The 21498-nt window shown below is 66.0% G+C and carries 21 protein-coding genes; 10 read left to right on the top strand and 11 right to left on the bottom strand.

Going from position 1 to position 21498, the window contains the following annotated elements; genetic code table 11:
- Positions 1-8: 8 nt before the first annotated feature.
- From E2I15_RS35325 to E2I15_RS39915, 4 genes are read right to left on the bottom strand one after another with little or no spacing between them, the layout of a single operon-like run.
- Entirely contained in the window at positions 9-1334 is a 1326-nt protein-coding gene (locus E2I15_RS35325) for an NRAMP family divalent metal transporter (protein WP_137482372.1), read from the bottom strand.
- Between the two features lie 58 nt (positions 1335-1392).
- Positions 1393-2157, bottom strand: coding sequence for an MBL fold metallo-hydrolase (locus E2I15_RS35320; protein WP_137482371.1), 765 nt, complete (start codon positions 2155-2157; stop codon positions 1393-1395).
- Positions 2154-2837 carry a DMT family transporter gene (locus E2I15_RS35315; protein ID WP_481128107.1) on the bottom strand — a complete coding sequence of 228 codons (684 nt, stop codon included), beginning with the start codon at positions 2835-2837 and terminating at the stop codon, positions 2154-2156. The genes E2I15_RS35320 and E2I15_RS35315 overlap by 4 nt, the downstream gene beginning before the upstream one ends.
- 21 nt (positions 2838-2858) lie before the next feature.
- On the bottom strand, positions 2859-3080 hold the full coding sequence (locus E2I15_RS39915) for an EamA family transporter (protein WP_481128106.1): 222 nt from the start codon (positions 3078-3080) through the stop codon (positions 2859-2861).
- Positions 3081-3178: 98 nt separating this feature from the next.
- On the opposite strand from E2I15_RS39915, the gene E2I15_RS35310 reads away from it, so the two are divergent.
- Positions 3179-4042: a LysR family transcriptional regulator gene (locus tag E2I15_RS35310; RefSeq protein WP_137482468.1), complete on the top strand. Its 864-nt coding sequence runs from the start codon at positions 3179-3181 to the stop codon at positions 4040-4042.
- 188 nt (positions 4043-4230) lie between these two features.
- Here E2I15_RS35310 and pdeM read toward each other — a convergent pair whose 3' ends face one another.
- The 4 genes from pdeM to E2I15_RS35290 form a co-directional block, all read right to left on the bottom strand.
- Positions 4231-4902 (bottom strand): ligase-associated DNA damage response endonuclease PdeM, encoded by a 672-nt coding sequence (gene pdeM / locus E2I15_RS35305; protein ID WP_155262742.1) that lies wholly within the window; start codon positions 4900-4902, stop codon positions 4231-4233.
- 63 nt (positions 4903-4965) lie between these two features.
- On the bottom strand, positions 4966-7746 hold the full coding sequence (locus E2I15_RS35300; protein WP_137482467.1) for a ligase-associated DNA damage response DEXH box helicase: 2781 nt from the start codon (positions 7744-7746) through the stop codon (positions 4966-4968).
- A gap of 110 nt (positions 7747-7856) precedes the next feature.
- A complete protein-coding gene (locus tag E2I15_RS35295; protein WP_137482369.1) occupies positions 7857-9086 on the bottom strand; it encodes an ABC transporter substrate-binding protein in 1230 nt (409 codons plus the stop codon).
- A gap of 171 nt (positions 9087-9257) precedes the next feature.
- On the bottom strand, positions 9258-10184 hold the full coding sequence (locus E2I15_RS35290; protein ID WP_137482368.1) for a methyltransferase domain-containing protein: 927 nt from the start codon (positions 10182-10184) through the stop codon (positions 9258-9260).
- Positions 10185-10314: 130 nt separating this feature from the next.
- Here E2I15_RS35290 and E2I15_RS35285 point away from each other — a divergent pair, with 130 nt between their 5' ends.
- The 7 genes from E2I15_RS35285 to E2I15_RS35255 all read left to right on the top strand — a co-directional run bounded on the left by E2I15_RS35285 (position 10315) and on the right by E2I15_RS35255 (position 17386).
- The gene (locus tag E2I15_RS35285; protein WP_137482367.1) at positions 10315-11373 is read left to right on the top strand and encodes a ligase-associated DNA damage response exonuclease; all 1059 of its coding nucleotides are present in this window, start codon (positions 10315-10317) and stop codon (positions 11371-11373) included.
- Complete coding sequence (locus E2I15_RS35280) at positions 11370-13253, top strand: cisplatin damage response ATP-dependent DNA ligase (RefSeq protein WP_137482366.1); 1884 nt, start codon at positions 11370-11372, stop codon at positions 13251-13253. Before E2I15_RS35285 ends, E2I15_RS35280 begins: the two co-directional genes overlap by 4 nt.
- Positions 13254-13444: 191 nt before the next feature.
- Complete coding sequence (locus E2I15_RS35275; RefSeq protein ID WP_137482365.1) at positions 13445-13750, top strand: DUF6460 domain-containing protein; 306 nt, start codon at positions 13445-13447, stop codon at positions 13748-13750.
- Positions 13751-13772: 22 nt separating this feature from the next.
- Entirely contained in the window at positions 13773-14507 is a 735-nt protein-coding gene (locus E2I15_RS35270; RefSeq protein ID WP_137482364.1) for an MBL fold metallo-hydrolase, read from the top strand.
- Between the two features lie 114 nt (positions 14508-14621).
- Positions 14622-15947 (top strand): MATE family efflux transporter, encoded by a 1326-nt coding sequence (locus tag E2I15_RS35265; RefSeq protein WP_137482363.1) that lies wholly within the window; start codon positions 14622-14624, stop codon positions 15945-15947.
- Between the two features lie 102 nt (positions 15948-16049).
- Positions 16050-16460 (top strand): helix-turn-helix domain-containing protein, encoded by a 411-nt coding sequence (locus E2I15_RS35260; RefSeq protein WP_137484197.1) that lies wholly within the window; start codon positions 16050-16052, stop codon positions 16458-16460.
- On the top strand, positions 16457-17386 hold the full coding sequence (locus E2I15_RS35255) for an IS3 family transposase (RefSeq protein ID WP_137484199.1): 930 nt from the start codon (positions 16457-16459) through the stop codon (positions 17384-17386). The genes E2I15_RS35260 and E2I15_RS35255 overlap by 4 nt, the downstream gene beginning before the upstream one ends.
- A 108-nt stretch (positions 17387-17494) precedes the next feature.
- Here the strand turns inward: E2I15_RS35255 and E2I15_RS35250 are convergent, their stop codons facing one another.
- Together E2I15_RS35250 and E2I15_RS35245 are read right to left on the bottom strand one after the other, a co-directional pair.
- A complete protein-coding gene (locus E2I15_RS35250) occupies positions 17495-18592 on the bottom strand; it encodes a quinone-dependent dihydroorotate dehydrogenase (protein ID WP_137481122.1) in 1098 nt (365 codons plus the stop codon).
- Complete coding sequence (locus E2I15_RS35245; protein WP_170991661.1) at positions 18589-18933, bottom strand: DUF952 domain-containing protein; 345 nt, start codon at positions 18931-18933, stop codon at positions 18589-18591. Before E2I15_RS35245 ends, E2I15_RS35250 begins: the two co-directional genes overlap by 4 nt.
- Positions 18934-19133: 200 nt before the next feature.
- On the opposite strand from E2I15_RS35245, the gene E2I15_RS35240 reads away from it, so the two are divergent.
- Positions 19134-19787, top strand: coding sequence for a S24 family peptidase (locus E2I15_RS35240; protein ID WP_137481120.1), 654 nt, complete (start codon positions 19134-19136; stop codon positions 19785-19787).
- Between the two features lie 179 nt (positions 19788-19966).
- On the opposite strand, the gene E2I15_RS35235 is transcribed toward E2I15_RS35240, so the two are convergent.
- Positions 19967-20752 carry a class II aldolase/adducin family protein gene (locus E2I15_RS35235; RefSeq protein ID WP_225642150.1) on the bottom strand — a complete coding sequence of 262 codons (786 nt, stop codon included), beginning with the start codon at positions 20750-20752 and terminating at the stop codon, positions 19967-19969.
- A 182-nt stretch (positions 20753-20934) separates the two neighbouring features.
- Here E2I15_RS35235 and E2I15_RS35230 point away from each other — a divergent pair, with 182 nt between their 5' ends.
- Positions 20935-21420, top strand: a complete 486-nt coding sequence (locus tag E2I15_RS35230; protein WP_137481118.1) for a cupin domain-containing protein — start codon at positions 20935-20937, stop codon at positions 21418-21420.
- Positions 21421-21498 lie beyond the last annotated feature (78 nt).

The following is a 21498-nucleotide window of genomic DNA, read 5'->3' as shown; positions in this document are numbered from 1 at the left end:
CGAACGAGCTACAGCAGGAAGCCGATCCCCATCGCGATCACGCTGAGCGCCATCGCGGCGGTCGAGAGCCAGCCGAGCCAGTACAGCCAGCCGCCGACCACAAAGCGGTCCATGACATCCCGGCGGCGGGCCATGAACATCAGCAGCACCATCACGGGCACCGCGAGCACGCCGTTGACGACCGCACTCCAGTACAGCGCCGCGATCGGATCGATCGGCGTGAAGTTGAGCGCGATGCCGATGCCGCCCGACAGCGCCAGCACCGAATAGAACGCGATCGCCTCCTTCGGCCTGCGCGTCAGCCCAACCCGCCATCGCCGGCCCTCACCGACCGCATAGGCCGTCGCGCCCGCGAGCACCGGGATCGCCAGAAGGCCGGTGCCGACGACGCCGAGCGCGAAGATCACCTCGGCAAGCGGCCCGGCGATCGGGCGCAGCGCCTCGGCGGCCTGCGCCGAGGTCTGGATATCGGTCTTGCCGGCGGCATGCAGCGATGCGGCGGCGGTGACGATGATCGACAATGCGATCAAGTTCGAGAATGCCATGCCGGTGATGGTGTCGGCACGGATGCGCGAGAATTCGCGCCGGGCGCCGTAATGCCGCTCGATCAGCGGATGCTTGGTGACATCGACCCGCTGCTCCTCCGCCTCCTGCGAGGCCTGCCAGAAGAACAGATAGGGCGAGATCGTGGTGCCGAGGATCGCAACGACGGTCGTGAAATAGTCGGCGCTCCAGCTGATGTGCGGCAGCAGCACGCCGGCCAGGGCCTCCGTCCACGACACCTTGGCAAAGGCAAGCGCCGCGACATAGGCGAACAGGCTGAGCGTCAGCCATTTCAGGATCGCGACGTAGCGCCGGTAGTTCATGAAGATCTGCGCGGCCACCGAGGTCACGCCGAACAGCACCACATAGAGAATGGCCGGGCCGCCGATCAGGAGCTTTGTGGCATCGGCCATGGCCGAGAGGTCGGCCGCGATGTTGATGGTGTTGGCAATCGACAGCAGCGTCACCACGACGGCGAGCAGCCAGCCTGGATAATGCCGGCATACATTGCCCGCGATGCCATGGCCTGTGACGCGCCCCACCCGCGCCGAGATCTCCTGGATCGCGCTCATCAGCGGAAACGTCAGCAGCATGGTCCAGCCAATGCCGTAGCCGAGTTGCGCGCCGGCCTGGCTGTAGGTGCCGATCCCCGAAGGGTCGTCGTCGGACGCGCCGGTGATCAGCCCGGGTCCGAGCGTCTTCAGGACGCGGCTGAACGGCAGGCGCCGGGGCTGGACCGCCGGCGCATCGTCTTGATTGTCGTGTGGCGAGATTGTCCCTTGCCGCGTCATGTCCTGTTCCAGCCGTCTGACAACGGGCCGGATCCCGGCAAGGTTCCTGGGATGAAGCCTACGGCTCGATGACCGTGGCGATGCCGGGCTCGAGGATGCGCAGACGGCGGCCGAAGCCGAGCGTATCGAAGCTCGCGCGCAGGTCGCTCGCGCTCTGCCGGAAATGCGCCCAGCCGTCGGTATGAACCGGCACGATCACCGCGTCCGCAAAGGCGCGCGCGGTCTCGATCGTGTCGTTGGTGTCCATGGTGAGATGGAAGGGGCCGCGGGTTTGCGCCGCGCCGGCGAACGGCAGCACCACGCCGCAGTCGAAGCGCCGCGCGACCTCGGCGACGCCGTCGAACCAGGTGGTGTCGCCGCTGACATAGACCGGACGGCCGGGCTTGGCCGGCTCGACCACGAAACCGATGACGTCGCCGGACAACGGCTCGATCCCGGCCGGTCCGTGCCGCGCCGGCGTCGCGGTGACCGTGAGCGTCCGGCCCCCCTTCTGCAACTCGGTCGAGGCCCAGGGCGCAAAGCCCTCGGCGTTGCCGCCGAGCCGCCTCGCGCCGGCCTCCGTCGTCAGCACGCGCTTCGTGCCTTTAAGGAAATCCCGGCCCGAATGGTCGAGATTGTCGGAATGCTGGTCGTGGCTCAGCAGCACGGCATCGATTGCGCCGACATCGCGCGCGCCGAGCGCGGGACCCGTCAGCTTCTCCAGCTTCACATGCGGCAGCTGATACTCGCCGGGCGCATCGAAGGTCGGATCGGTGAGCAGGCGGAACCCGTCGATCTCGATCAGGGCGGTGGGGCCTCCGATCAGCGTGATGGTGATGCTCACGTCATACTCCTGTTGGCCGCGGCGGCCGCCGGGCGGGTCACCAGGTAAATGCCGAGCGCGACCGGAACGATCCCGACCAGGTCGCGAAATTCGACATGCTCGCCGAGCACGAGATAGGCGAACAGCATGCCGAGCGGCGGCATCAGGAAGTGATAGGCGCTGGCGGCGGTCGCGCCACACACTTTCAGGAGATGAAACCAGAGCAGATAGGCGAGGATCGAGCCGCCGAGCACGAGGAAGGCGAAGGCGCCGGCAAGACGGATGCTGGGCACGATGTCGCTGACGCTGGAGAGCGCGAAGGCGAACGGCATCACGGCAAGGCCGCCGGCAATGTTCTGGATGCCGTTGCCGATCCACAGGCTGCCCTTCGGCGCCAGCAGCTTGAACAGCACGGTGCCGGCGACGATCGAGGCCAGCGAGGCCAGCGTGAACAGGATGCCATGCGCGCTGTCCGAACCGACCGACATGCGATGCCAGACGATCAAGGCAACGCCGACGATGCCGAGCACGAGACCAATCACCTTGCGCAAGGTCATGCTCTCGCCGAGGAACAGCGCCGCCAGCATGGCAGTGAACACCGGATTGGCCGAGACGATCAGCGCGCCAAGCCCGGCGGAGACGGTCTTCAGGCCGGTATAGCCGAGGCCGAGATAGAGCGCATTGTTGGCGACGCCGAGCACGGCAAACACCGCCGCATCGCGCTAGGTGAGATCCCATTGGTCGCGGCGCAGCCAGGAGATGGCGAGGATCAGAACCCCGGCGAGCGAAAACCGCGCGGCGAGCAGGATCAGCGGCGGGCAATCGGTGACGCCGATCTTGCCGGCGACGAACGCGTAGCTCCAGAGCAGACAGAACAGGGCGATCAGCAGCGGCAGGGTGTTGAAGCGGGCGCGGGGGGCGGCCATCGAGGTTGCGGCGGACATGAGCGAATTCTCCTTCAGCCATGATCTAGGCCCGCGCCTTGATATTTGGAAATTAAATGATAGACTGGTATGCAGTTGATTTATGAATGAAGGCTGCGATGCTCGACCTGGAGCTGCTGCGCAGTTTCGTCTCGGTGGTCGATGCCGGCGGCTTCACCCGCGCCGGAGAGCGTGTCCATCGCACGCAGTCGACGGTGAGCCAGCAGATCAAGCGCCTGGAGGAGGATGTCGGCCAGCCGCTCTTGATCCGCAGCGGCAGGGACGTCACCCCGACCGAAGCCGGCGAGCGGCTGTTGACCTATGCGCGGCGGCTATTGTCACTCGCCGAAGAGGCCCGCGACGTGCTCTCGCGGCCCGGCAGCGAAGGCGCGATCCGGATCGGCATCACCGAGGATTTTGCCGCCTATCGGCTGACAAAGCTGCTCGCCACTTTCGCGCGCAGCCATCCGAACTTGCGGCTCGACGTGCGCTCCGGCCAGAGCCTGTTCCTGTACCGCGATCTCGAACGCGGCGATCTCGATCTCGCGCTGATCAAGCGCGCCGCCAATGAGAAGGGCGGCATCGCGGTGTGGCCTGAACGCGTGCACTGGGTCACCAGCAAGAGCCACCCGCGCGCTACGACGGCCGGCTCGGTTCCGCTGATCGGTTTCGCCTCGGGCTGTCTCTACCGCGCCCGCGCCATCCATGCGCTGGAGAGCGCCGGCCGCAACTGGCACATGGCCTACACCTCCTCCAGCCTCGCCGGCATCCAGGCCGCGGTCGCCGCGGGCCTCGGGCTCAGCATCCTGTCGGAAATGTCGATCCAGCCCGAGCATCGCGTGCTGACCGCAAAGGACGGCTTTGCGCCGATCGATCGCACCGAGGTCGCCCTCGTCGCCGCCCCCGAAGCCAGCCCGGCGACCCTGCGGCTGGCGGACAGGCTCGCGGAGTATTGCGAGAGCGTGCAGGCCAAGGCGGCGTAGGGCGCGGTCGCGCAACAATCTCTGCTGTCGTCCCGGCGAAAGCCGGACCCATAACCATAGGGTTGTGTTGCTGAAGCAAGCTGTGGCCCCAGCGTCGCGCAGCAACGACCATCGGTGGTTATGGGGTCCCGGGTCGCGCTGCGCTTGCCCGGGACGACACTGAGTGTGTGGCAGGGCGCGCGTGATCCTCAATAACACCGCGACGCGACGAACGCGTGGACGCGGTTGTCGCCGAGCACATGGGCCATGAAGCCGGGCGATCCGAAAATCCGTGTGAATGCGGCGTCGCGGATGCTCAAGCCGCCGGTGTAGGCGCCGAACGCCGGCATCACCGCACGCTCGCCATCGGAAGCGAAACAACGGCGCTCGATCGAGCGGCCGCGGGTCGGCACGCGGGCCTTCGGGTGCAGATGGCCGGCGATCTCACCAGCTGCGCCGGTCGGCTCATGGCGGAACACGATCGGACCGATCGCGACCTCGGTCGCGACCACGCCGCCGAGATCGGACGGCAGCGCCGGATCGTGGTTGCCCGAGATCCAAATCCAGTTGCGCCGCAGCTGCAAGGCCGCGAGCGCCTCGCGATCCGGCTCCGACAGGCGCGCATGCGCATCGCGATCGTGAAAGCTGTCGCCGAGCGCGATCACCTGCCGCGGATCGTGTCGCGCGATGACAGCGGCGAGCCGGCTCAACGTCGCGACCGTGTCGTAGGGCGGCAGCAGCACGCCGCGGCTGGCGAAGCTCGAGCCTTTTTCCAGATGCAGGTCGGACACCACCAGCAGGCTCTGCGCTTCCCAGAACAGCGCGCCGGAGAAATCCGCCACGAATCCGACATCCGCCACCGTGACCCTCGAAACGCGCATGTCGTCACCGTCTCGCAAAGCTAGCGCGCTTGCCGTCACGTCCTGTTCCCCACAGTGCCAGTATTACGTCGTCGCCTCCCGCACGAGTTCCTCGGCCGCCTCGGCCAGGAGCTCGTCGGATGCTTCGCCATAAACTGACTCGCGGCCGATTTCCAGCAGCGCGGGGACGGCAAGCGGAGAAACGTGGTCGAGGTCCTTGTGGGTGATTCGGCCGCGGATGCGCGAAAGCATGTCGCTGAGGCGGCGAAGATCGAGCAATCCCGTGGCGGCGTCGCCGCGCGCGGCGCGCAGCAGCACGTGATCGGCCTGATGTTTTCGCAAAACGTCATAGATCAGGTCGGTCGAGAACAGCACCTGGCGACGCGACTTCTCCTCGTCGGTGAAGCGGCGCGCAATCAGCCCGGAGATGATGGCGCAGTTGCGGAAGGTGCGTTTCATCAGCGCGGATTCCGCGAGCCATGCCTCGAGATCGTCGCCGAGCATGTCGGGATCGAACAGCGCGTTGAGATCGAGCTTGCCGTGCCGGATCATGAAGGAGAGATCGCCGACGCCCCAGACCGCGAGCGCATATTCGTTGGCGACGAAGCCGAGCGGACGAGCGCGGGCGCGCTCCAGCCGGCGCGTCAGCAGCATGCCGAGCGTCTGATGCGCGAGCCGGCCCTCGAAGGGATAGCAGACCAGATAATGGCTGCCGCCGCGCGGAAAGGTCTCGACCAAGAGCTCGCGCGCCGCAGGCACACGCGAGAATTTTCGCTGCAGCGACAACCAGTCGTGCACCTGGTCCGGCAGCGCGTTCCAGGCACGGCTGTTGTCGAGCAATTTGCGGACGCGTTCGGCGAGATAGGTCGACAGCGGAAACTTGCCGCCCATGTAGGACGGCACTTTTGCATCTTTATCATTGGCGCGGGAGACATAGACCTGGTCTTCAACCAAGGCCTCGTAGCGCACCACCTCACCGCCAAAGACAAAAGTGTCGCCGGGCACGAGACCCTCGATGAAGACCTCCTCGATCTCGCCGAGCATCCGGCCGCCGCGCGCGATCGCGCCGGTCGAACCACCGCTTTTCCCTTGGCCGCCGGCGCGCGAGCGCACCAGCCGCACCTTCAGCATGGTCTCCTCGACGATGGTGCCGACGTTGAGGCGATAGCTCTGCCGCACCTTCGGATTGGTAACGCGCCAGCGGCCCTGCTTATCCTGCTTGATGCGCGCGAAACGCTCATAGGTCTTCAGCGCGTAGCCGCCGGTGGCGACGAAATCGATGACATCGTCGAAATCCGTCCGCGACAGCGAGGCATACGGTGCTGCGGTCCTGACCTCGGCGAAAAGCTCATCGGACAGGAACGGCTTGCCGCAGGCGCAGCCGAGCACGTGCTGGGCCAGCACATCGAGCGCGCCCGAGCGCAGCGGCGGCGTGTCCTGCGCATTCTCCGCGATCGCGTCGATCGCGACACGGCATTCCAGCACCTCGAAGCGGTTGGCCGGCACCAGCACGGCGCGCGAGGCCTCGTCGAAGCGGTGGTTGGCGCGGCCGATCCGCTGCATCAGCCGCGACGAGCCTTTCGGCGCGCCGATATTGATGACGAGGTCGACATCGCCCCAGTCGACGCCGAGATCGAGCGAGGAGGTGCAGACCACGCCGCGCAGTCTTCCGGCGGCCATCGCGTCCTCGACCTTGCGGCGCTGCGCGACGTCGAGCGAGCCGTGATGCAGCGCGATTGCCAGCCCGTCGTCATTCATGCGCCAGAGATCCTGAAACAGCATCTCAGCCTGGCTGCGGGTGTTGACGAACACCAGCGTGGTCTTGTTGCGCTTGATCAGCTCGTAGACCTCGGACAGCGCGTGGCGTGCGCTGTGGCCGGACCACGGCAGCCGCTCCCGCGTGTCGAGCATCTCGACCACCGGCGGCGCGGCGCCGCCGGCGGTGACGACGTCGGCGGACGTAGTCTCGCCGCCCGGCTGCGGCACCAGGAAACGCGCGAGTTGTTCGGGCTCGGCGACCGTCGCCGAGAGGCCAATGGCACGGATCTGCGGCGCGATGGTCCAGAGCCGCGCAAGTCCGAGCGACAGCAGATCGCCGCGCTTGGAGGTGACGAGCGCATGCAGCTCGTCGAGCACGATGCGCTTCAACGAGGAAAACAGATAAGGCGCGTCGTCGGAGGCCAGCAGCAGCGCCAGCTGCTCCGGCGTAGTGAGCAGGATGTCCGGCGGATAGCGCCGCTGCCGCTGCCGCCGCGACACCGGCGTGTCGCCGGTGCGGGTCTCGATCCTGATCGGCAGCCCCATCTCGGCGACCGGCGTCTCCAGATTGCGCGCGATGTCAACCGCGAGCGCTTTCAGCGGCGAGATGTAGAGCGTGTGCAGCCCGCCGCTGCGGCGAACACTCCGGCCAGTGGAGATGAGATTTTTTCTTGGCTCAACGGCGTTCGCTGGTAGGGCTTCCTCCCCCCTTGCGGGAGAGGGTTGGGGAGAGGGGTGAGCCGTATCGTTCGGAGCAAGCCGCGTACCCCTCTCCCGCCGCCCCCCGACGCGCAATTGCGCGTCAGAGGGCGTCGACCTTCCCCGCAAGGGGGGACGTGGCGATCGAGTACGCGACACGAGCTCTCCCTCTCTCTCCTCGCTATCGCCACTCAACTCCACCAGCGTCGGCAAGAACCCCGCCAGCGTCTTGCCTGCTCCGGTGGGCGCGATCAGCAGCGCCGAGCGTTGCTCGCGCGCTTTCGCCAGCAGCGCGAGCTGATGCTCGCGCGGCGACCAGCCGCGTGAAGCAAACCAGTCGCGAAACCGGCGCGGCAGGAGATCGGCCGTTTCCGACGGCGGAACGGAGAAGAGATCGAGCGTCGACACGCCCAAGAGGTAGGTGGTTCAGGCGGTTTCGTCGAGGGCGGACCGAATGGCGGCAGGTGGCACGAGGCGGCCCCCCACGTCGTCCCGGCGAAACGGAGTTTGCCCCACCCCTACTCCGTCATCGGCTGGCCGGAGAGCTCCCAATCCCTGCCGTTGAAGATCGAGACATAGAGCGTCTTCATCGGCGTGTAATCGTCGGGCGTATAGCTGTAATTGATGCCATCAAGGAAATAGGGCGAGTGGAAACCGGCGAGCGTGGTGGCGTGCTTCAGCACGTTGGCGCGGGTCAGGTCGTCGCCGCAGCGGCGCAGGATTTCGCCCATCGTCGCCGCCTGCCCGTAGCCGGCGAAGGCGATGGTGTTGTCGGGGTCGATGTTCGGCAGGTACTTCTTGCGCAGCTCCTCGAACGCGACCACGTCCGGATCCTTCTCATAGCGCGGCACGCCGACTTCCTTGTTGTAGCGGATCGCGACGATGTCCTTGGCGTTCTCGAGGCCCGCGGCGCTCAGGATCGAGCGACCGGTCGAGCCCGCCGACAGCAATTGCAGCGGCTTCCAGCCGAGCTCGGTCACCTTGCGGATCGACTGCGACGTCGCCTTGCCGGTGGTGATGTTGTAGAAGACGTCGGCGCCCGACTTCGAGAGATTGATGAGCTGCGAATCGACCGTCGGATCGGTGAGATCATAGGTCTGCTCCATGATCACCTGTGCCTTGCCGCCGGCATCGGCCAGCACCTTCTTGAAGGGCCCCAGGAAGTCGCGGCCGAAATCATCGTTCTGGTAGAGGATGCCGACCTTGGCGTTCGGCTTCACGCTGACGACGTGCTTGGCGAGGATGCGCGCCTCGGTCGGATAGAGCGGCAGGCCCGCCATGGTCCATTTGAAATTCTTCGGGTCGTTCCACTTCGAGGCGCCGGTGTTCAACAGCAGTTGGGGAACGCCCTTGGAGTTGAGGTATTTGTGCACGGAGGTCTGCGGCGCGGTGCCGAGCGAACCATAGAGCGCCAGCACCTCCTCCTGCTCGACCAGGCGGCGCGTCGCCTCGACGCATTTCGGCGCGCTGTAGGCATCGTCCATGGTGAGGAATTTCACCTTGCGGCCGTTGATGCCGCCCTTGTCGTTCAGCATCTGGAAATAGGCTTCGCCGACGCGCCCCAGCACACCATAAAGCGAGCCGGGACCGGAATGCGGCACGGTCTGGCCAAGCTTGATCTCGGTATCGCTCGCACCCGGATCGTACTTCTTGTCGGAGGCGCGGACGAAGGGCGCAGGCAGCACGGACGCGGCGATCACAGACAATGCAGTGGCGCCGAATTCGCGCCGTGTGTGTTTTTTCATCATTTCTCTCCCTGAGGCGAAAAGCTCTCGCATTCCGCCTCGCGCCGGGCAAGCGTGAAGTCATGACTTTGCGGCGCAATGCCGCGTCACGGCAAATGCGTAGCATGTAGACTCAAGTTGGGGAGTGTGAGGCTGCCTCTTCCCTTCTCCCTTGTGGGAGAAGGGAAGAGAGCGTCACGGCTTGATGGCGACGGCGACGAGTCCGGGTGCCGGGATATTGTCTTCATTGCGCGCCGAGAGATCGTCGAGCAGCGCCAGCGTCAGCCCCGCGCCAGCGACGGAGGCACGTACGTAAGCTGCGCTGTGCGCGTAGCGCAGCCCTTCGCCGAGGATGACACCTTCGCCGTCATGGGTCTCGGTCGTGAAGGCGAGCACGCCGCCCGCCACCAGCACACGGCTGGCCTCGGCGAGCACCGGCGCAAGATCGGCGACATAGACCATTGCATCCGCAGCCAGGATCAATTCGGCGCTGGCCTCGCGCTTGGCCGAAACGGCTTTCAACATGTCGTCGACCTCGAGCTCGGCATAGAGCCCGGTTGCGCGCGCCTTGTCGATCATGCGCGGCGACAGGTCGATGCCGATGAAGTGATCGACATGCCGGACGAACGCACCGGCCGCCAGCCCGGTGCCGCAGCCGAGATCGATCGCACGCTTGAAGAAGGCCGGCTGCTTTGCGCCCGCACGCACCGACAGCACCGCCTTGAACAGCAGCGCCGGGCCGCGATAGCCGAGATCGCCGACCAGCGCGGCCTCGAAGCGCGGCGCATATTGATCGAACAGCGTCTGCACATAGCCCGGCGGCATCGCGCTGACGGCCTCGACGCCGAGCTGCATCAGGTGAAGGCCGGCGCCATGACGGTCTTCGGGATCGGCGTCGCGCGCGCCGCGGAACGCCATGATCGCGGCCTCGCGCTGGCCGAGCTCCAGGCGGATCTTGCCCAGCGTGTACCAGGCCGACGGGAATTTCGGCACCAGCTCGATCGCCTGTTCGAGCAGCTCGGCGGCAGCCGGCAGATCGCCCTTCAATTGCAGGTCGCGCGCGAACTCGTAGCGGCGGTCGGCGACGAGGTCGCCGGAGGACAGAAACAGGCGGGGGGCCATTCGCTTTAAGGAACCAATCTCGGCCGGGTCCGGCCATCCATCAAAGCACGGACTTTTTCCGAAGATGGATGCACGGGTCAAGCCCGCGGATCCGGCTAAACATCGCGGATCGAGCGCCTATATAGGGACGATGCGCCCGCAAGACATCCTGATGCCCGTCCCGGCCGGGCTTTGCTGCAAGCCCGGCGGCTTCCACATCGATCCTGTCAGGCCGGTCGAGCGGGCGCTGATCACCCATGGCCATTCCGACCATGCGCGGGCGGGCCATGGCGCTGTGCTCGCGACCCAGGAAACGCTCGACATGATGCGGCTGCGCTATGGCGAGAGTTTCGCTGGCTCTGTGCAGGCGATCGCCTATGGCGAGGAAATCAGGCTCGGCGACGTCACGGTGACGTTTCATCCCGCCGGCCATGTGCTGGGCTCCGCCCAGATATCGGTGACCTGCAAGGACACCCGCATCGTCGCCTCCGGCGACTACAAGGATGCGCGCGACCCGACCTGCGCGCCGTTCGAGCTGGTGCCCTGCGACGTCTTCATATCAGAGGCGACGTTTGGATTGCCGGTGTTCCGCCATGGCGATGCCGCCGGCGAAGTGAACAAGCTGCTGGCGTCGGTCAAATTGTTTCCGGAGCGTGCGCATCTGGTCGGCGCCTACTCGCTCGGCAAGGCGCAGCGTGTGATCGCGCTGCTGCGCGAGGCCGGCTACGACGCGCCCATCTACCTGCATGGCGCGATGGAGAAGATCACCTATTACTATCAGGAGCGCGGCATTGCGCTCGGCGAGCTCCGGCCCGCGCGCGGCATGAAGAAAGCCGAGCTTGCCGGCACCATCACGCTGGCGCCGCCAAGCGCGACATCCGATGTCTGGACGCGCCGCTTTCCCGATCCGGTCACCGCATTCGCCTCGGGCTGGATGCGGGTGCGCGCCCGAGCCCGGCAAGGCGGCGTCGAGCTGCCGCTGGTGATATCAGATCATGCGGACTGGGACGGGCTGACGGCGACGATCGCGGCGACCGGCGCCGGCGAGATCTGGGTCACCCACGGCCAGGAAGATGCGCTGGTGCATTGGTGCAAGACCAAGGGCCTTGCCGCGCGGCCGCTCGATCTGGTCGGCTATGGCGACGAGGACGAAGGCGAGGCGGCCGCACTGACCGGCGAGGTCCAGCCCGCCGGCGAGGCAGAGACATGAACCGCTTTGCCGAGCTGCTCGACCGCCTCGCCTACGAGCCCGGCCGCAACAACAAGATCAAGCTGCTGGTGGCCTATTTCCGCGAGACCGAGGACCCCGACCGCGGCTACGCGCTGGCGGCGCTGACCGGCGCGCTGTCGTTCAAGCACGCCAAGCCTGGGCTGATCCGCGACCTGATCACCGAGCGCGCCGACCCGGTGCTGTTCGGCTATTCCTATGATTACGTCGGCGACCTCTCGGAGACGGTCGCGCTGATGTGGCCGAAGGCGACTGGTGCATCTCGCAACGAGTCATTCCTGGGCCACCCCTCTCCCCGCCCCTCCCCCGCAAGGGGGGAGGGCGCCCAACCGTCTTGCTCACCCCACGGCGATAACGAGGTGACTGACTTGGGTGAGGGACGCACCAGTGGATGGGTTCCCTCCCCCCTTGCGGGGGAGGGTGAGGGAGAGGGGTACCGCGGGCGAGACGTCAGCGATGATCTGCTCTCGCGCAACGATCGCGACCTCCGCACCCACAACAACCCGCCTCCTCCGACCCTCACCGACGTCGTCACCACGTTGCGCACGCTCGGCAAGGCCGAGCTGCCGGCGCAGCTGGCGCGCTGGCTGGATGAGCTCGACGAGACCGGGCGCTGGGCGCTCTTGAAGCTCGTCACCGGCGCGATGCGGATCGGGATCTCGGCGCGGCTGGCGAAGACCGCGGCGGCGGCGCTCGGCGACAAGGACCCGCACGAGATCGAGCTGCTGTGGCCCGGCCTGTCGCCGCCCTATCTCGACCTGTTCGCCTGGCTCGAGGGCCGCGGCGACAAACCGGTCAACCGCGACCCGGCGCCGTTCCGCCCGATGATGCTGGCGCATGCGATCGAGGGCAGCGATTTCGCCAATCTCGACGCCGCCGATTTCAGCGCGGAATGGAAATGGGACGGCATCCGGGTGCAGGCGGTGTCCGGCCGCGATGCGCGCGGCCACGTCCAGGCGCGGCTCTATTCGCGCACCGGCGAGGATATCACCGGCAGCTTTCCGGATCTCGCGCCGTCGCTGCACCTGCCCGGCGCGATCGACGGCGAGTTGCTGGTACTGCGCGACGGCCGCGTGCAGACCTTCAACGTGCTGCAGCAGCGGCTGAACCGCAAGGTCGTTTCGCCGAAGCTGATCAAGGAATTTCCGATCCACCTGCGCGCCTACGACCTGCTCGGCGACGACGAGAGCGATTTGCGCGAGCTGCCCTTCACCGAACGCCGCGCGCATCTCGAAGCCTTCGTCGCCAAGCTGAACGATCCGCGCATCGATCTGTCGCCGACCGTCCCGTTCGCCAGCTGGGAAGAGCTGGCCGCGGCGCGCGCCGATCCCAAGAGCGCCGGCGCCGGCGACGATGCCGACGCGGTCGAGGGCGTGATGCTGAAGCGGCGCGACGCGCCCTATCTGCCCGGGCGGCCGAAAGGTCCGTGGTGGAAGTGGAAGCGCGATCCGCACATCATCGACGCCGTGCTGATGTATGCCCAGCGCGGCCACGGCAAGCGCTCGTCCTACTACTCCGACTATACGTTCGGCGTCTGGACCCGTCGCGATGATGGCGACGAGCTGGTGCCGGTCGGCAAGGCCTATTTCGGCTTCACCGACGAGGAGCTGTTGCACATCGACCGCTTCGTCCGCCGCAACACCACCGAGAAGTTCGGCCCGGTCCGCCATGTCGTGCATGAGCCGGATCGGGGGCTGGTGCTGGAGGTCGCCTTCGAGGGCTTGCAGCGCTCGCCGCGTCACAAGTCCGGCGTCGCCATGCGCTTCCCCCGGATCAGCCGCCTGCGCTGGGACAAGCCGCCGCGCGAAGCCGACCGGCTGGAGACGCTTGAACGGATGTTAATCTCCATGACAGGAAGTTAAATCCGAGGCGCGCATGGCAGCCATTGATCGCGGCGCGCGGGTTTCCCATGTGCACCGCCGTGACCTATAATGCGGGCGATTCCGTTAGACCTCGGTTCTGATGGGATCAGAATCGAGGTCCAGGTTTTGTTTTGACGCGTTTTCTTCACGCGAACCGATGCCTTCGCGCGAAAACGCTATTGGAGAGAGCAATGCCAAACGACATCCGGGACTTGCCGGCCGGCCACAGTGACGGCCTGTACCGCTTTCTCGGCGGATCGCCGCTCTCCGTGGCGTTCCGGTTGATTCTGCTGTCGATTCTGGTCGGTGTCGTGCTCGCCGCGATCGGCCTCGATCCATGGAACATCCTCTACAGCATCCGCCGGCTGTTCCAGAGCATCTGGGATTTCGGCTTCGACGCGATCAACTGGGCCTGGCGCTACTTCCTGCTCGGCGCCGTCATCGTGATTCCGATCTGGCTGTTGTCGCGGCTGTTCGGCGCGCCGCGCGGCCGCTGATCCCAAGGAGAGTGCGCAGCCGATGCAATTGCGATTTGTCGGCTGCGGCGATGCATTCGGCTCCGGCGGCCGCTTCAACACCTGTTTCCACGTCAGCGGTGCGCGCAGCAATTTCCTGATCGATTGCGGCGCCTCGTCGCTCCCGGCGATGAAACGGCTCGAGATCGACCGCGACGCAATCGACCTGATCCTGATCACGCATTTCCACGGCGACCATTTTGCCGGCCTGCCGTTCTTCCTGCTCGATGCGCAGTTCTCCCGCCGCACCCGGCCGCTGGTGATTGCCGGACCGCAAGGCATCGAAACGAAACTGCCTGCGGTGATGGAGGTGATGTTCGAACATTCCTCCAAAACCAAACAACGCTTCGATCTGTCCGTCGTCACGCTGGCGCCGCGCGAAACGTGCAGTTTCGGCGAGGTGACCGTCACGCCCTTCCCCGTCGTGCATGGCGAATCCGGCGGGCCACACCTGGCCTATCGTGTCGGGGCGGAAGGCCGCGTCATCAGCTACAGCGCCGACACCGAATGGACCGACGCGCTGATCCCGGCGGCACAGGACGCCGACCTCTTCATCGCTGAAGCCTACATGTACGACAAAATGGTCAAGAACCATCTCAGCCTGAAGACACTGGAAGCGCATTTGCCGGCCATCAACGCCAAGCGCGTGGTGCTGACCCATATGAGCGACGACATGCTCGGCCGCGTCGACGCCCTGCCCTACACGGCAGCGAGCGACGGCATGGTCGTGGTGCTCTGACCATGCAATGCCTTACCCGCTGCCCCTCCGCCACCGCATTGCTCTGAGAACAATTCCGGCATGGTCGCGCGACGGATGTCGCGATAGAAACGCATATTCCTCGCAATTGTAGCCATGCACGCACCCATCCACCCGAAGATCACGACGCGCCAGGTGTTCGCCATCGCCGGCCCCGCGATGGTCGCCAACCTGACCACGCCGCTGATCGGCATCGTCTCGACCACCGCGATCGGCCGGCTCGACGACGCCGCGCTGCTCGGCGGGGTGGCGATGGCCTCGGTGATCTTCGACTGCCTGTTCTGGCTGTTCGCCTTCCTGCGCATGAGCACGCTGGCCTTCACCGCGCAGGCGCAGGGCGCCGGCGAAATCAAGGAATATGCCGCGATCCTGGTGCGCGGCTTCATCGTCGCCGGCCTGATCGGCGCGGCGCTGATCGCGCTGCAGGTGCCGCTCGCCGCGGTCACGTTCCAGCTGATGGGCGGCAGCGAGGGCGTCACGCGCGCGGCCAAGAGCTATTTCATGATCCGGATCTGGTCGGCGCCGCTGGCGCTCGCCAATTACGTCATCCTGGGCTGGCTGGTCGGTCAGGCCCGCGCCAATCTGGCGCTGGCGCTGCAGATCGTGATCAATTTGATCAACATGGCCGCGACCGTGCTCCTGGTGCAGGTCTACGGCGCCGGCATTGCCGGTGCCGCGATCGCCGCCGTGCTCGCCGAGACCGCCGGTTTCGCCGCCGGCATTGTCGTGGCGTGGCGGATCTCGCAAGGCGGCTTTGCCGTTCCCGCGGCCACGCTGTTCGACCGCGCCAAGCTGATGCGCATGCTGGCGGTCAATCGCGACATCATGGTCCGCACCGCGGCGCTGATCGTCGTGTTCCTGTTTTTCACCGCCAAGGGCGCGCGCGAGGGCGACGTGACGCTGGCGGCGAATTCGGTGCTGAACAATTTCCTGCTGGTCAGCGCCTTCTTCCTCGACGGTCTCGCCAATGCCGCCCAGCAGCTGTGCGGCCGTGCCTTCGGCGCGCGCGACGCGCGCGGCTTTTCCGATTCGACCCGGCTCGTGCTGCTGTGGGGCATGGGCTTTGCGCTGGTTGTATCGGTGTTGTTCGCGCTGTTCGGACCGGCGCTGATCAACCTGATGACGACCAGCGACGACGTGCGCCGCTATGCGCGCGCGTTCCTGCCCTTCGTGATCCTGGCACCCCTGCCCGGCGTGTTCGCGTTCGGCTTCGACGGCATCTATGTCGGCGCCACCTGGGCGCGCGAGATGCGCAATCTGATGCTGGCCTCGCTCGCGATCTTCCTCGCCACCTGGTGGGCGCTCAGCTCGTTCGGCAACACCGGACTGTGGATCGCGCTGCTCGGCTTCTACGTCGCACGCGGCGGCCTGCAGGGCCTGCGCTATCCGGCGCTGCTCAGGAAGACGTTCAAGACTGTGTAGCATTCGTAGCCCGGATGGAGCGAAGCGCAATCCGGGACAGTCTGGAGTGCCCCCCAAAAGTGAGACACGGGAAATTAGGGACAGTTCTCTAACGGAGAACGAATGCCCAACAAATCACCCCGTGTTTTCAGCCGAGAGTTCAAGCTTGAGGCGGTTCGCCGCATTCTGGCGGGCGAGCGGATAAGGGCGCTTTCAGACGAGCTGAAGGTGCTGCGCAAGGATCTCTACGCTTGGCGCGATCTGTTTCGTGCAGGCGGGGCGGCAGCGCTGCGGCCGCTGGGTCGCCCCCGCAAGGGCGAAGCGGTTGTTCCAGCAGCAGTGAGGAAGCGTGCGCGCGATATTGCGGCGGCCGACCCGGGCGCGCCGGAGCGGATTGCCGAACTCGAGCGCAAGATCGGCCAGCAGCAGATTGAACTGGATTTTTTTCGGCAAGCCTTGCGGCGGGTCAAGGAAGCACGCCGGCCGAGCAGCGGGCCTGGCGTGACGGGGTCTACGAGGTCATCCAGGCGATGACGATCCCCCCGCGGCAAGGCGAACTGACGATCGAACGGATGTGCGCCCTGGCTGGCGTCAGCCGGGCCGGTTACTACCGACATTGGGCGGCTTGCGCCCCACGTGCCGAGGAAACCGGCGTGCGGGACGCAATCCAGCGGCTGGCGCTTGCCTATAGGCATTACGGCTATCGCCGGATCGCCGCGCAGCTGCGCCGCGAAGGCTTTGTGGTCAACCGCAAGCGCGTGCTTCGCCTGATGAGAGAGGATAATCTGCTGTGCCTGCGGCAGCAGCCGTTCGTGCCTGTTACGACCGACTCGCGCCACCCGTGGCGGGTGGTACCGAACCTGGCCCGCGGTATGGTGCCGAGTGGCCTCGATCAGCTCTGGGTGGCGGACATCACCTACATCCGCCTGCAGGAGGAGTTCGCCTATCTCGCCATCGTGCTCGATGCCTTCAGCCGGCGTGTCGTCGGCTGGGCCTTGGAGACGCACCTAGAGGCGCGCCTGGCGATCGCGGCACTCTCCATGGCGCTGGCGGCGCGCCAACCGAGGCCCGGCAGCCTGATCCATCACTCCGACCGGGGTATCCAATACGCCTGTAGCGACTACACCGAATTGCTCCAGCAGCACGACGTCGCCCCGAGCATGAGCCGGGTCGGCAATCCCTACGACAACGCCAGAGCGGAGAGCTTCATGAAGACCCTCAAGCAAGAGGAGGTCAACGGCCAGACCTATCGCGATGCGCAGCAGGCGAGAAATGCGATCGGCGCCTTCATCGAACAGGTATACAATCGTCAGCGGCTGCACTCGGCTTTGGCTTACCGGCCGCCAGCCGAGTTCGAAACAAATCTACCGCATGGCGGGGCTGCTGCGCAGCAGCCCCGCCATGCGGCCCTAACCCATCAACCCGCCCCGCCGCCTCAGGCGCTCGGCACCTGTCCCTGATTATCGTGTCTCACATCAGGGGTGCAGTTCAGTCTCGCCGCTGCACAAGTCCCCGGATTTCGCTTCGCTCCATCCGGGCTACGGGCTACAGCCTTAACCTACAGACACCTACCTCACCGGCCAGTCCTCGGCGGTAATCGTCGCCGCATCGGCGCCGACGATTTCCGATAGCGAGTCGCGGCCGGTGCGCAGCAGGGTCGAGGACAGATCGCGCTTGATGTCGTCGACGAGACCGATGCCCTTGTAGACCAGCGAGGAATAGAGCTGGATCAGGCTGGCCCCGGCGCGGATCTTGGTCAGTGCGGCGCCGCCGCTATCGATGCCACCGACGCCGATCAGCGGAAACGCGCCTTCGACGCGGACATAGGTCTCGGCCACCATCCGCGTCGACAGCCGGAACAGCGGACGGCCCGACAGGCCGCCCTGCTCCTTGGCGCGATTCTCCTCGCGCAAGGTCGAGGGACGCGCCAGCGTGGTGTTGGCGACGATCATGCCGTCGACGCGCCGCGAGCGGGCGATGTGCACGACGTCGTCGAGTTCGGCAAGGCTGAGGTCGGGCGCGATCTTTAGCAGGACCGGCGAATCGCCGGCGTTCTTGCGCACGCGCTCGCGGGTGTCGATGACCCGCGCCAGCAGATCGTCGAGCGCGGCCGATTGCTGCAGATTGCGCAAGCCGGGCGTGTTCGGCGAGGAGACGTTGACGGTGAAATAGCTCGCGACCGGCGCAAAGGTCTCGATCAGCTTCACATAGTCGGCGGCGCGGTCCGACGAATCCTTGTTGGCCCCGACATTGACCCCGACAATGCCGCCGGCGCTGGCGCGCGCGGCGAGCCGCCGCAGCACGGCTTCCGCGCCGTCATTGTTGAAGCCCATGCGGTTGATGACGGCCTCGTCGCGCTCCAGGCGAAACAGCCGCGGCCGCGGATTGCCGCCTTGCGGCTTCGGCGTGACCGAGCCGATCTCGACAAAGCCGAAGCCGAGCCGCAGCAGCGCGTCGGGCACCTCGGCGCTCTTGTCAAAACCGGCCGCCATGCCGATCGGGTTTGGAAAGTTGAGTCCGAAGGCGCGCACCGCGAGCTTGGGGTCATCCGGCCGCTGCCGGATCGGCGGCAGCAGCTTCAGGCCCTGGATCGCCATGCGATGGGCATCCTCGGGATCGAACCAGCGCAGCAGCGGCAGCGAGAAGGCGTCGAAGGCACGGATCACGGCTTGAGCTCCGGAACGTCGTGGCCACCGTCGGAGCGCGCGCGCAGGTCGAGGATCTCGATGACCGCGCCGAGGTCGAGATCGCCATAGAGATGCGGGAACAGCTCGTCATTGCGCGACCGCTCCCAGCGCAGGGCATCGCCCAGCGCATCGGCATCGACCGCGACCAGGAACAGGCCGGTCTGCCCGTGGTAGTGCTTGCGCGCGGTCTCGGCCACCTGGAAGGCGGTGGAAAAATGGATAAAGCCGTCGCGTTGGTCGTCGGCACTGCCCCGGTACACGCCCTGCCGCTCGGCCTCGCGCCAGGCCGAAGCGGGGGTGATTTTGTAGATCATCGGCACGGGCCGGCCTTCCCTTTTGTCCTTGAGTCTCTTGGGGTTTTATCCGGATTTGAGGGGAAATGCCCCAGACGCCATCTGGCGAGCGAGGGACCGTATCGGCGGCGGCGGCGCAACTCAAGCGGTGCCGGGACACATCGGCCGACAGATTTGCGAAAACGCCAAGTTTCAGGCAATAATTCCTACCATCCGGGATATCCTCGATGGCCAAACAGTCCAAAGCCGCCCGACCGCTGACCCACGCGCAGGTCTGGGCCGCGCTCGACCGGCTCGCCGAACGCGCCGGCCTGTCGCCGTCCGGCCTTGCCAAGCAGTCCGGACTCGACCCCACCACCTTCAACAAGTCCAAGCGCGTGACTGGCGACGGACGCGAGCGCTGGCCCTCGACCGAGTCGCTCTCCAAGGCGCTGGCGGCGAGCAATGCCAGCATGGAGACCTTCGTGCAGTTGCTCGGCGATGGCGCGCGCGGCGGACAGTCGGTGCCGCTGATCGGCTTCGCGCAGGCCGGCGCCGGCGGCTATTTCGACGACAGCGGCTTTCCCGCCGGCAAGGGCTGGGACGAAGTGGCGCTGCCGGCGACCACCGACGAGCACGCCTATGCGCTGGAGATCGAGGGCGACTCGATGAAGCCGGCCTATCGCGAAGGTGACATCATCGTGGTGTCACCGGCGACCGCGATCCGCCGCGGCGACCGCGTGGTGGTGCGCACCACCGGCGGCGAGGTGATGGTGAAGGAATTGAGACGCCGCACCGCCAAGATGCTGGAACTCGGATCGCTCAATCCGGAGCACCCCAACCGCATGCTCGATGCCGAAGAGGTCGCGTGGATCGCACGCGTGGTTTGGGCGAGCCAGTAGCCGGGCACGTAAATACCGACGTCGTCCCGGGCAAGCGAAGCGCGACCCGGGACCCAAAACCACCACTGATTGTGCTTGGGCGAGCTGGGCCACAGCTGATTCGACAACATGCCCCTGTGGTTATGGGTCCCCTCCCGGCTTTCGCCCGGACGACGGTGAAATTTGCGGCGCTGCCAGCCTTACGTCGCGTAGTCCGGCTCCTTGCGATCCAGCATCCGCTTCAGCGCATCGAAATGCCGCTGCGCCGGGGACGGGCCGTTGTAGAGGTGGTCGTCGCGGAAATCGCGCTTGGTCTTTTCCACCACATGCTGCGGCAATTGCTTGAGCGGCTGCTGCGTCCACATCGCGTAGATCTGCACTTGCGCGGCGCGTTCGATGTAATAGAGCCGGTCGTAGGCATCGGCGACCGTCTCGCCGACGGTCGAGATGCCATGATTGGCCATGAACAGGATGGTCTTGTTGCCGATCACCCTGGCGAGCCGTGCGCCTTCCTCGGGATCGAGCGCGGGGCCGGTGTAGAGATCGTCATAGGCAATCGCTTCCGACAGACCGACCTCGGTCTGTCCGATCTCCTTGATGCGCGGATCCTCGAGCCGCGTCAGCGCGCTCGCATACGGCATGTGGGTGTGGAACACGGCCTTGGCTTGCGGCAGCGCCTTGTGGATCGGCGCATGAATGCAATAGCAGGAGCGCTCGACCTCGCCCTCGCCGCGCTTCACCTCGGCATCGTCGATGCCGACCTCCATGAAGGAGGATGCTGTCACCTCCGACCAATGCATGCCGAACGGGATCTGGTAGTAGCGGTCGGTGCGGCCGGGCACCACGAGGGTGAGATGGTTGAAAATACCTTCCGAAAAGCCGTGGATGTAAGCGAGCCGATGTGCCGCCGCGAGATCGACCCGCGCCTGCCATTCCTCGGCGCTCGAACTGTCCTGCAGCGATGTCGGCGAAACCCTGAACTGCATGCGCATGCTCCCATCCGTGCCGGCCTCTCGGCGGAGGCCGTGCTGATTTTATCGATACGACTGTAGCGCAATCCGGCGCCAGGCTCCGGTGAAATTGCCGATGGCCTGCTATCCGAATTTTGCGGGCTCGCCACCATTATGTGATGATGCGCTGCGACGCACACGACACCGGACAGACTGCAATGACCGACGACGCCAGACCAAAACTTCCGGCTTTTGATCCAAATATGGTCGCCGAGAACAACACCACCAGCATCCCGCCGCCACACCGCGCTGCCAACCAGATGCGTTACAACCGCCGGCTCGGCGATCATGCCGGCTTGACGAACTTCGGCGTCATTTTGACGCGGATCGTTCCGGGCGGCCAATCGTCGTTTCGCCACGCCCATTCGCGCCAGGACGAGTTCGTCTATGTCCTGGATGGCGAAGTGGTGATGGAGACCAATGGCGGCGCACAGGTCCTGACAGCAGGCATGTGCGCCGGCTTCCCCGCAGGCACCGGTGACGCGCACCGTTTCATCAACCGCACCGAGAAGGACGTCAAGCTGCTGGTGGTCGGAGACCGCACGGCCGGCGACGAGATCAGCTATCCCGACGTCGACATGCACGCCGTGCTGGGGGCCGATGGCGCATACAAGTTCACGACCAAGAAGGGCGAGCCGCTGTAGCAGCCGTAGCCCGGATGGAGCGCAGCGCAATCCGGGGCAAGCCGTGCCAGCGGCGAGATTCCCGGATTTCGCTGCGCT

It is taken from the genome of Bradyrhizobium sp. BR2003 (genome assembly GCF_009720285.1).
GTDB lineage: Bacteria > Pseudomonadota > Alphaproteobacteria > Rhizobiales > Xanthobacteraceae > Bradyrhizobium > Bradyrhizobium elkanii.
The sequence above is the reverse complement of the archived record's forward strand: the minus strand, read 5'-3'. Positions and strand labels throughout refer to the sequence as shown.

Coding starts and splice junctions, on each gene's coding strand:
- pdeM (WP_155262742.1), bottom strand. CDS start 4,902: ATGCGCGTTTCGAGGGTCACGGTGGCGGATGTCGGATTCGTGGCGGAT.
- E2I15_RS35325 (WP_137482372.1), bottom strand. CDS start 1,334: ATGACGCGGCAAGGGACAATCTCGCCACACGACAATCAAGACGATGCG.
- E2I15_RS35265 (WP_137482363.1), top strand. CDS start 14,622: ATGCACGCACCCATCCACCCGAAGATCACGACGCGCCAGGTGTTCGCC.
- E2I15_RS35235 (WP_225642150.1), bottom strand. CDS start 20,752: ATGCAGTTCAGGGTTTCGCCGACATCGCTGCAGGACAGTTCGAGCGCC.
- E2I15_RS35285 (WP_137482367.1), top strand. CDS start 10,315: ATGCGCCCGCAAGACATCCTGATGCCCGTCCCGGCCGGGCTTTGCTGC.
- E2I15_RS35280 (WP_137482366.1), top strand. CDS start 11,370: ATGAACCGCTTTGCCGAGCTGCTCGACCGCCTCGCCTACGAGCCCGGC.
- E2I15_RS39915 (WP_481128106.1), bottom strand. CDS start 3,080: ATGTCCGCCGCAACCTCGATGGCCGCCCCCCGCGCCCGCTTCAACACC.
- E2I15_RS35275 (WP_137482365.1), top strand. CDS start 13,445: ATGCCAAACGACATCCGGGACTTGCCGGCCGGCCACAGTGACGGCCTG.
- E2I15_RS35290 (WP_137482368.1), bottom strand. CDS start 10,184: ATGGCCCCCCGCCTGTTTCTGTCCTCCGGCGACCTCGTCGCCGACCGC.
- E2I15_RS35295 (WP_137482369.1), bottom strand. CDS start 9,086: ATGATGAAAAAACACACACGGCGCGAATTCGGCGCCACTGCATTGTCT.
- E2I15_RS35310 (WP_137482468.1), top strand. CDS start 3,179: ATGCTCGACCTGGAGCTGCTGCGCAGTTTCGTCTCGGTGGTCGATGCC.
- E2I15_RS35260 (WP_137484197.1), top strand. CDS start 16,050: ATGCCCAACAAATCACCCCGTGTTTTCAGCCGAGAGTTCAAGCTTGAG.
- E2I15_RS35270 (WP_137482364.1), top strand. CDS start 13,773: ATGCAATTGCGATTTGTCGGCTGCGGCGATGCATTCGGCTCCGGCGGC.
- E2I15_RS35255 (WP_137484199.1), top strand. CDS start 16,457: ATGACGATCCCCCCGCGGCAAGGCGAACTGACGATCGAACGGATGTGC.
- E2I15_RS35230 (WP_137481118.1), top strand. CDS start 20,935: ATGACCGACGACGCCAGACCAAAACTTCCGGCTTTTGATCCAAATATG.
- E2I15_RS35240 (WP_137481120.1), top strand. CDS start 19,134: ATGGCCAAACAGTCCAAAGCCGCCCGACCGCTGACCCACGCGCAGGTC.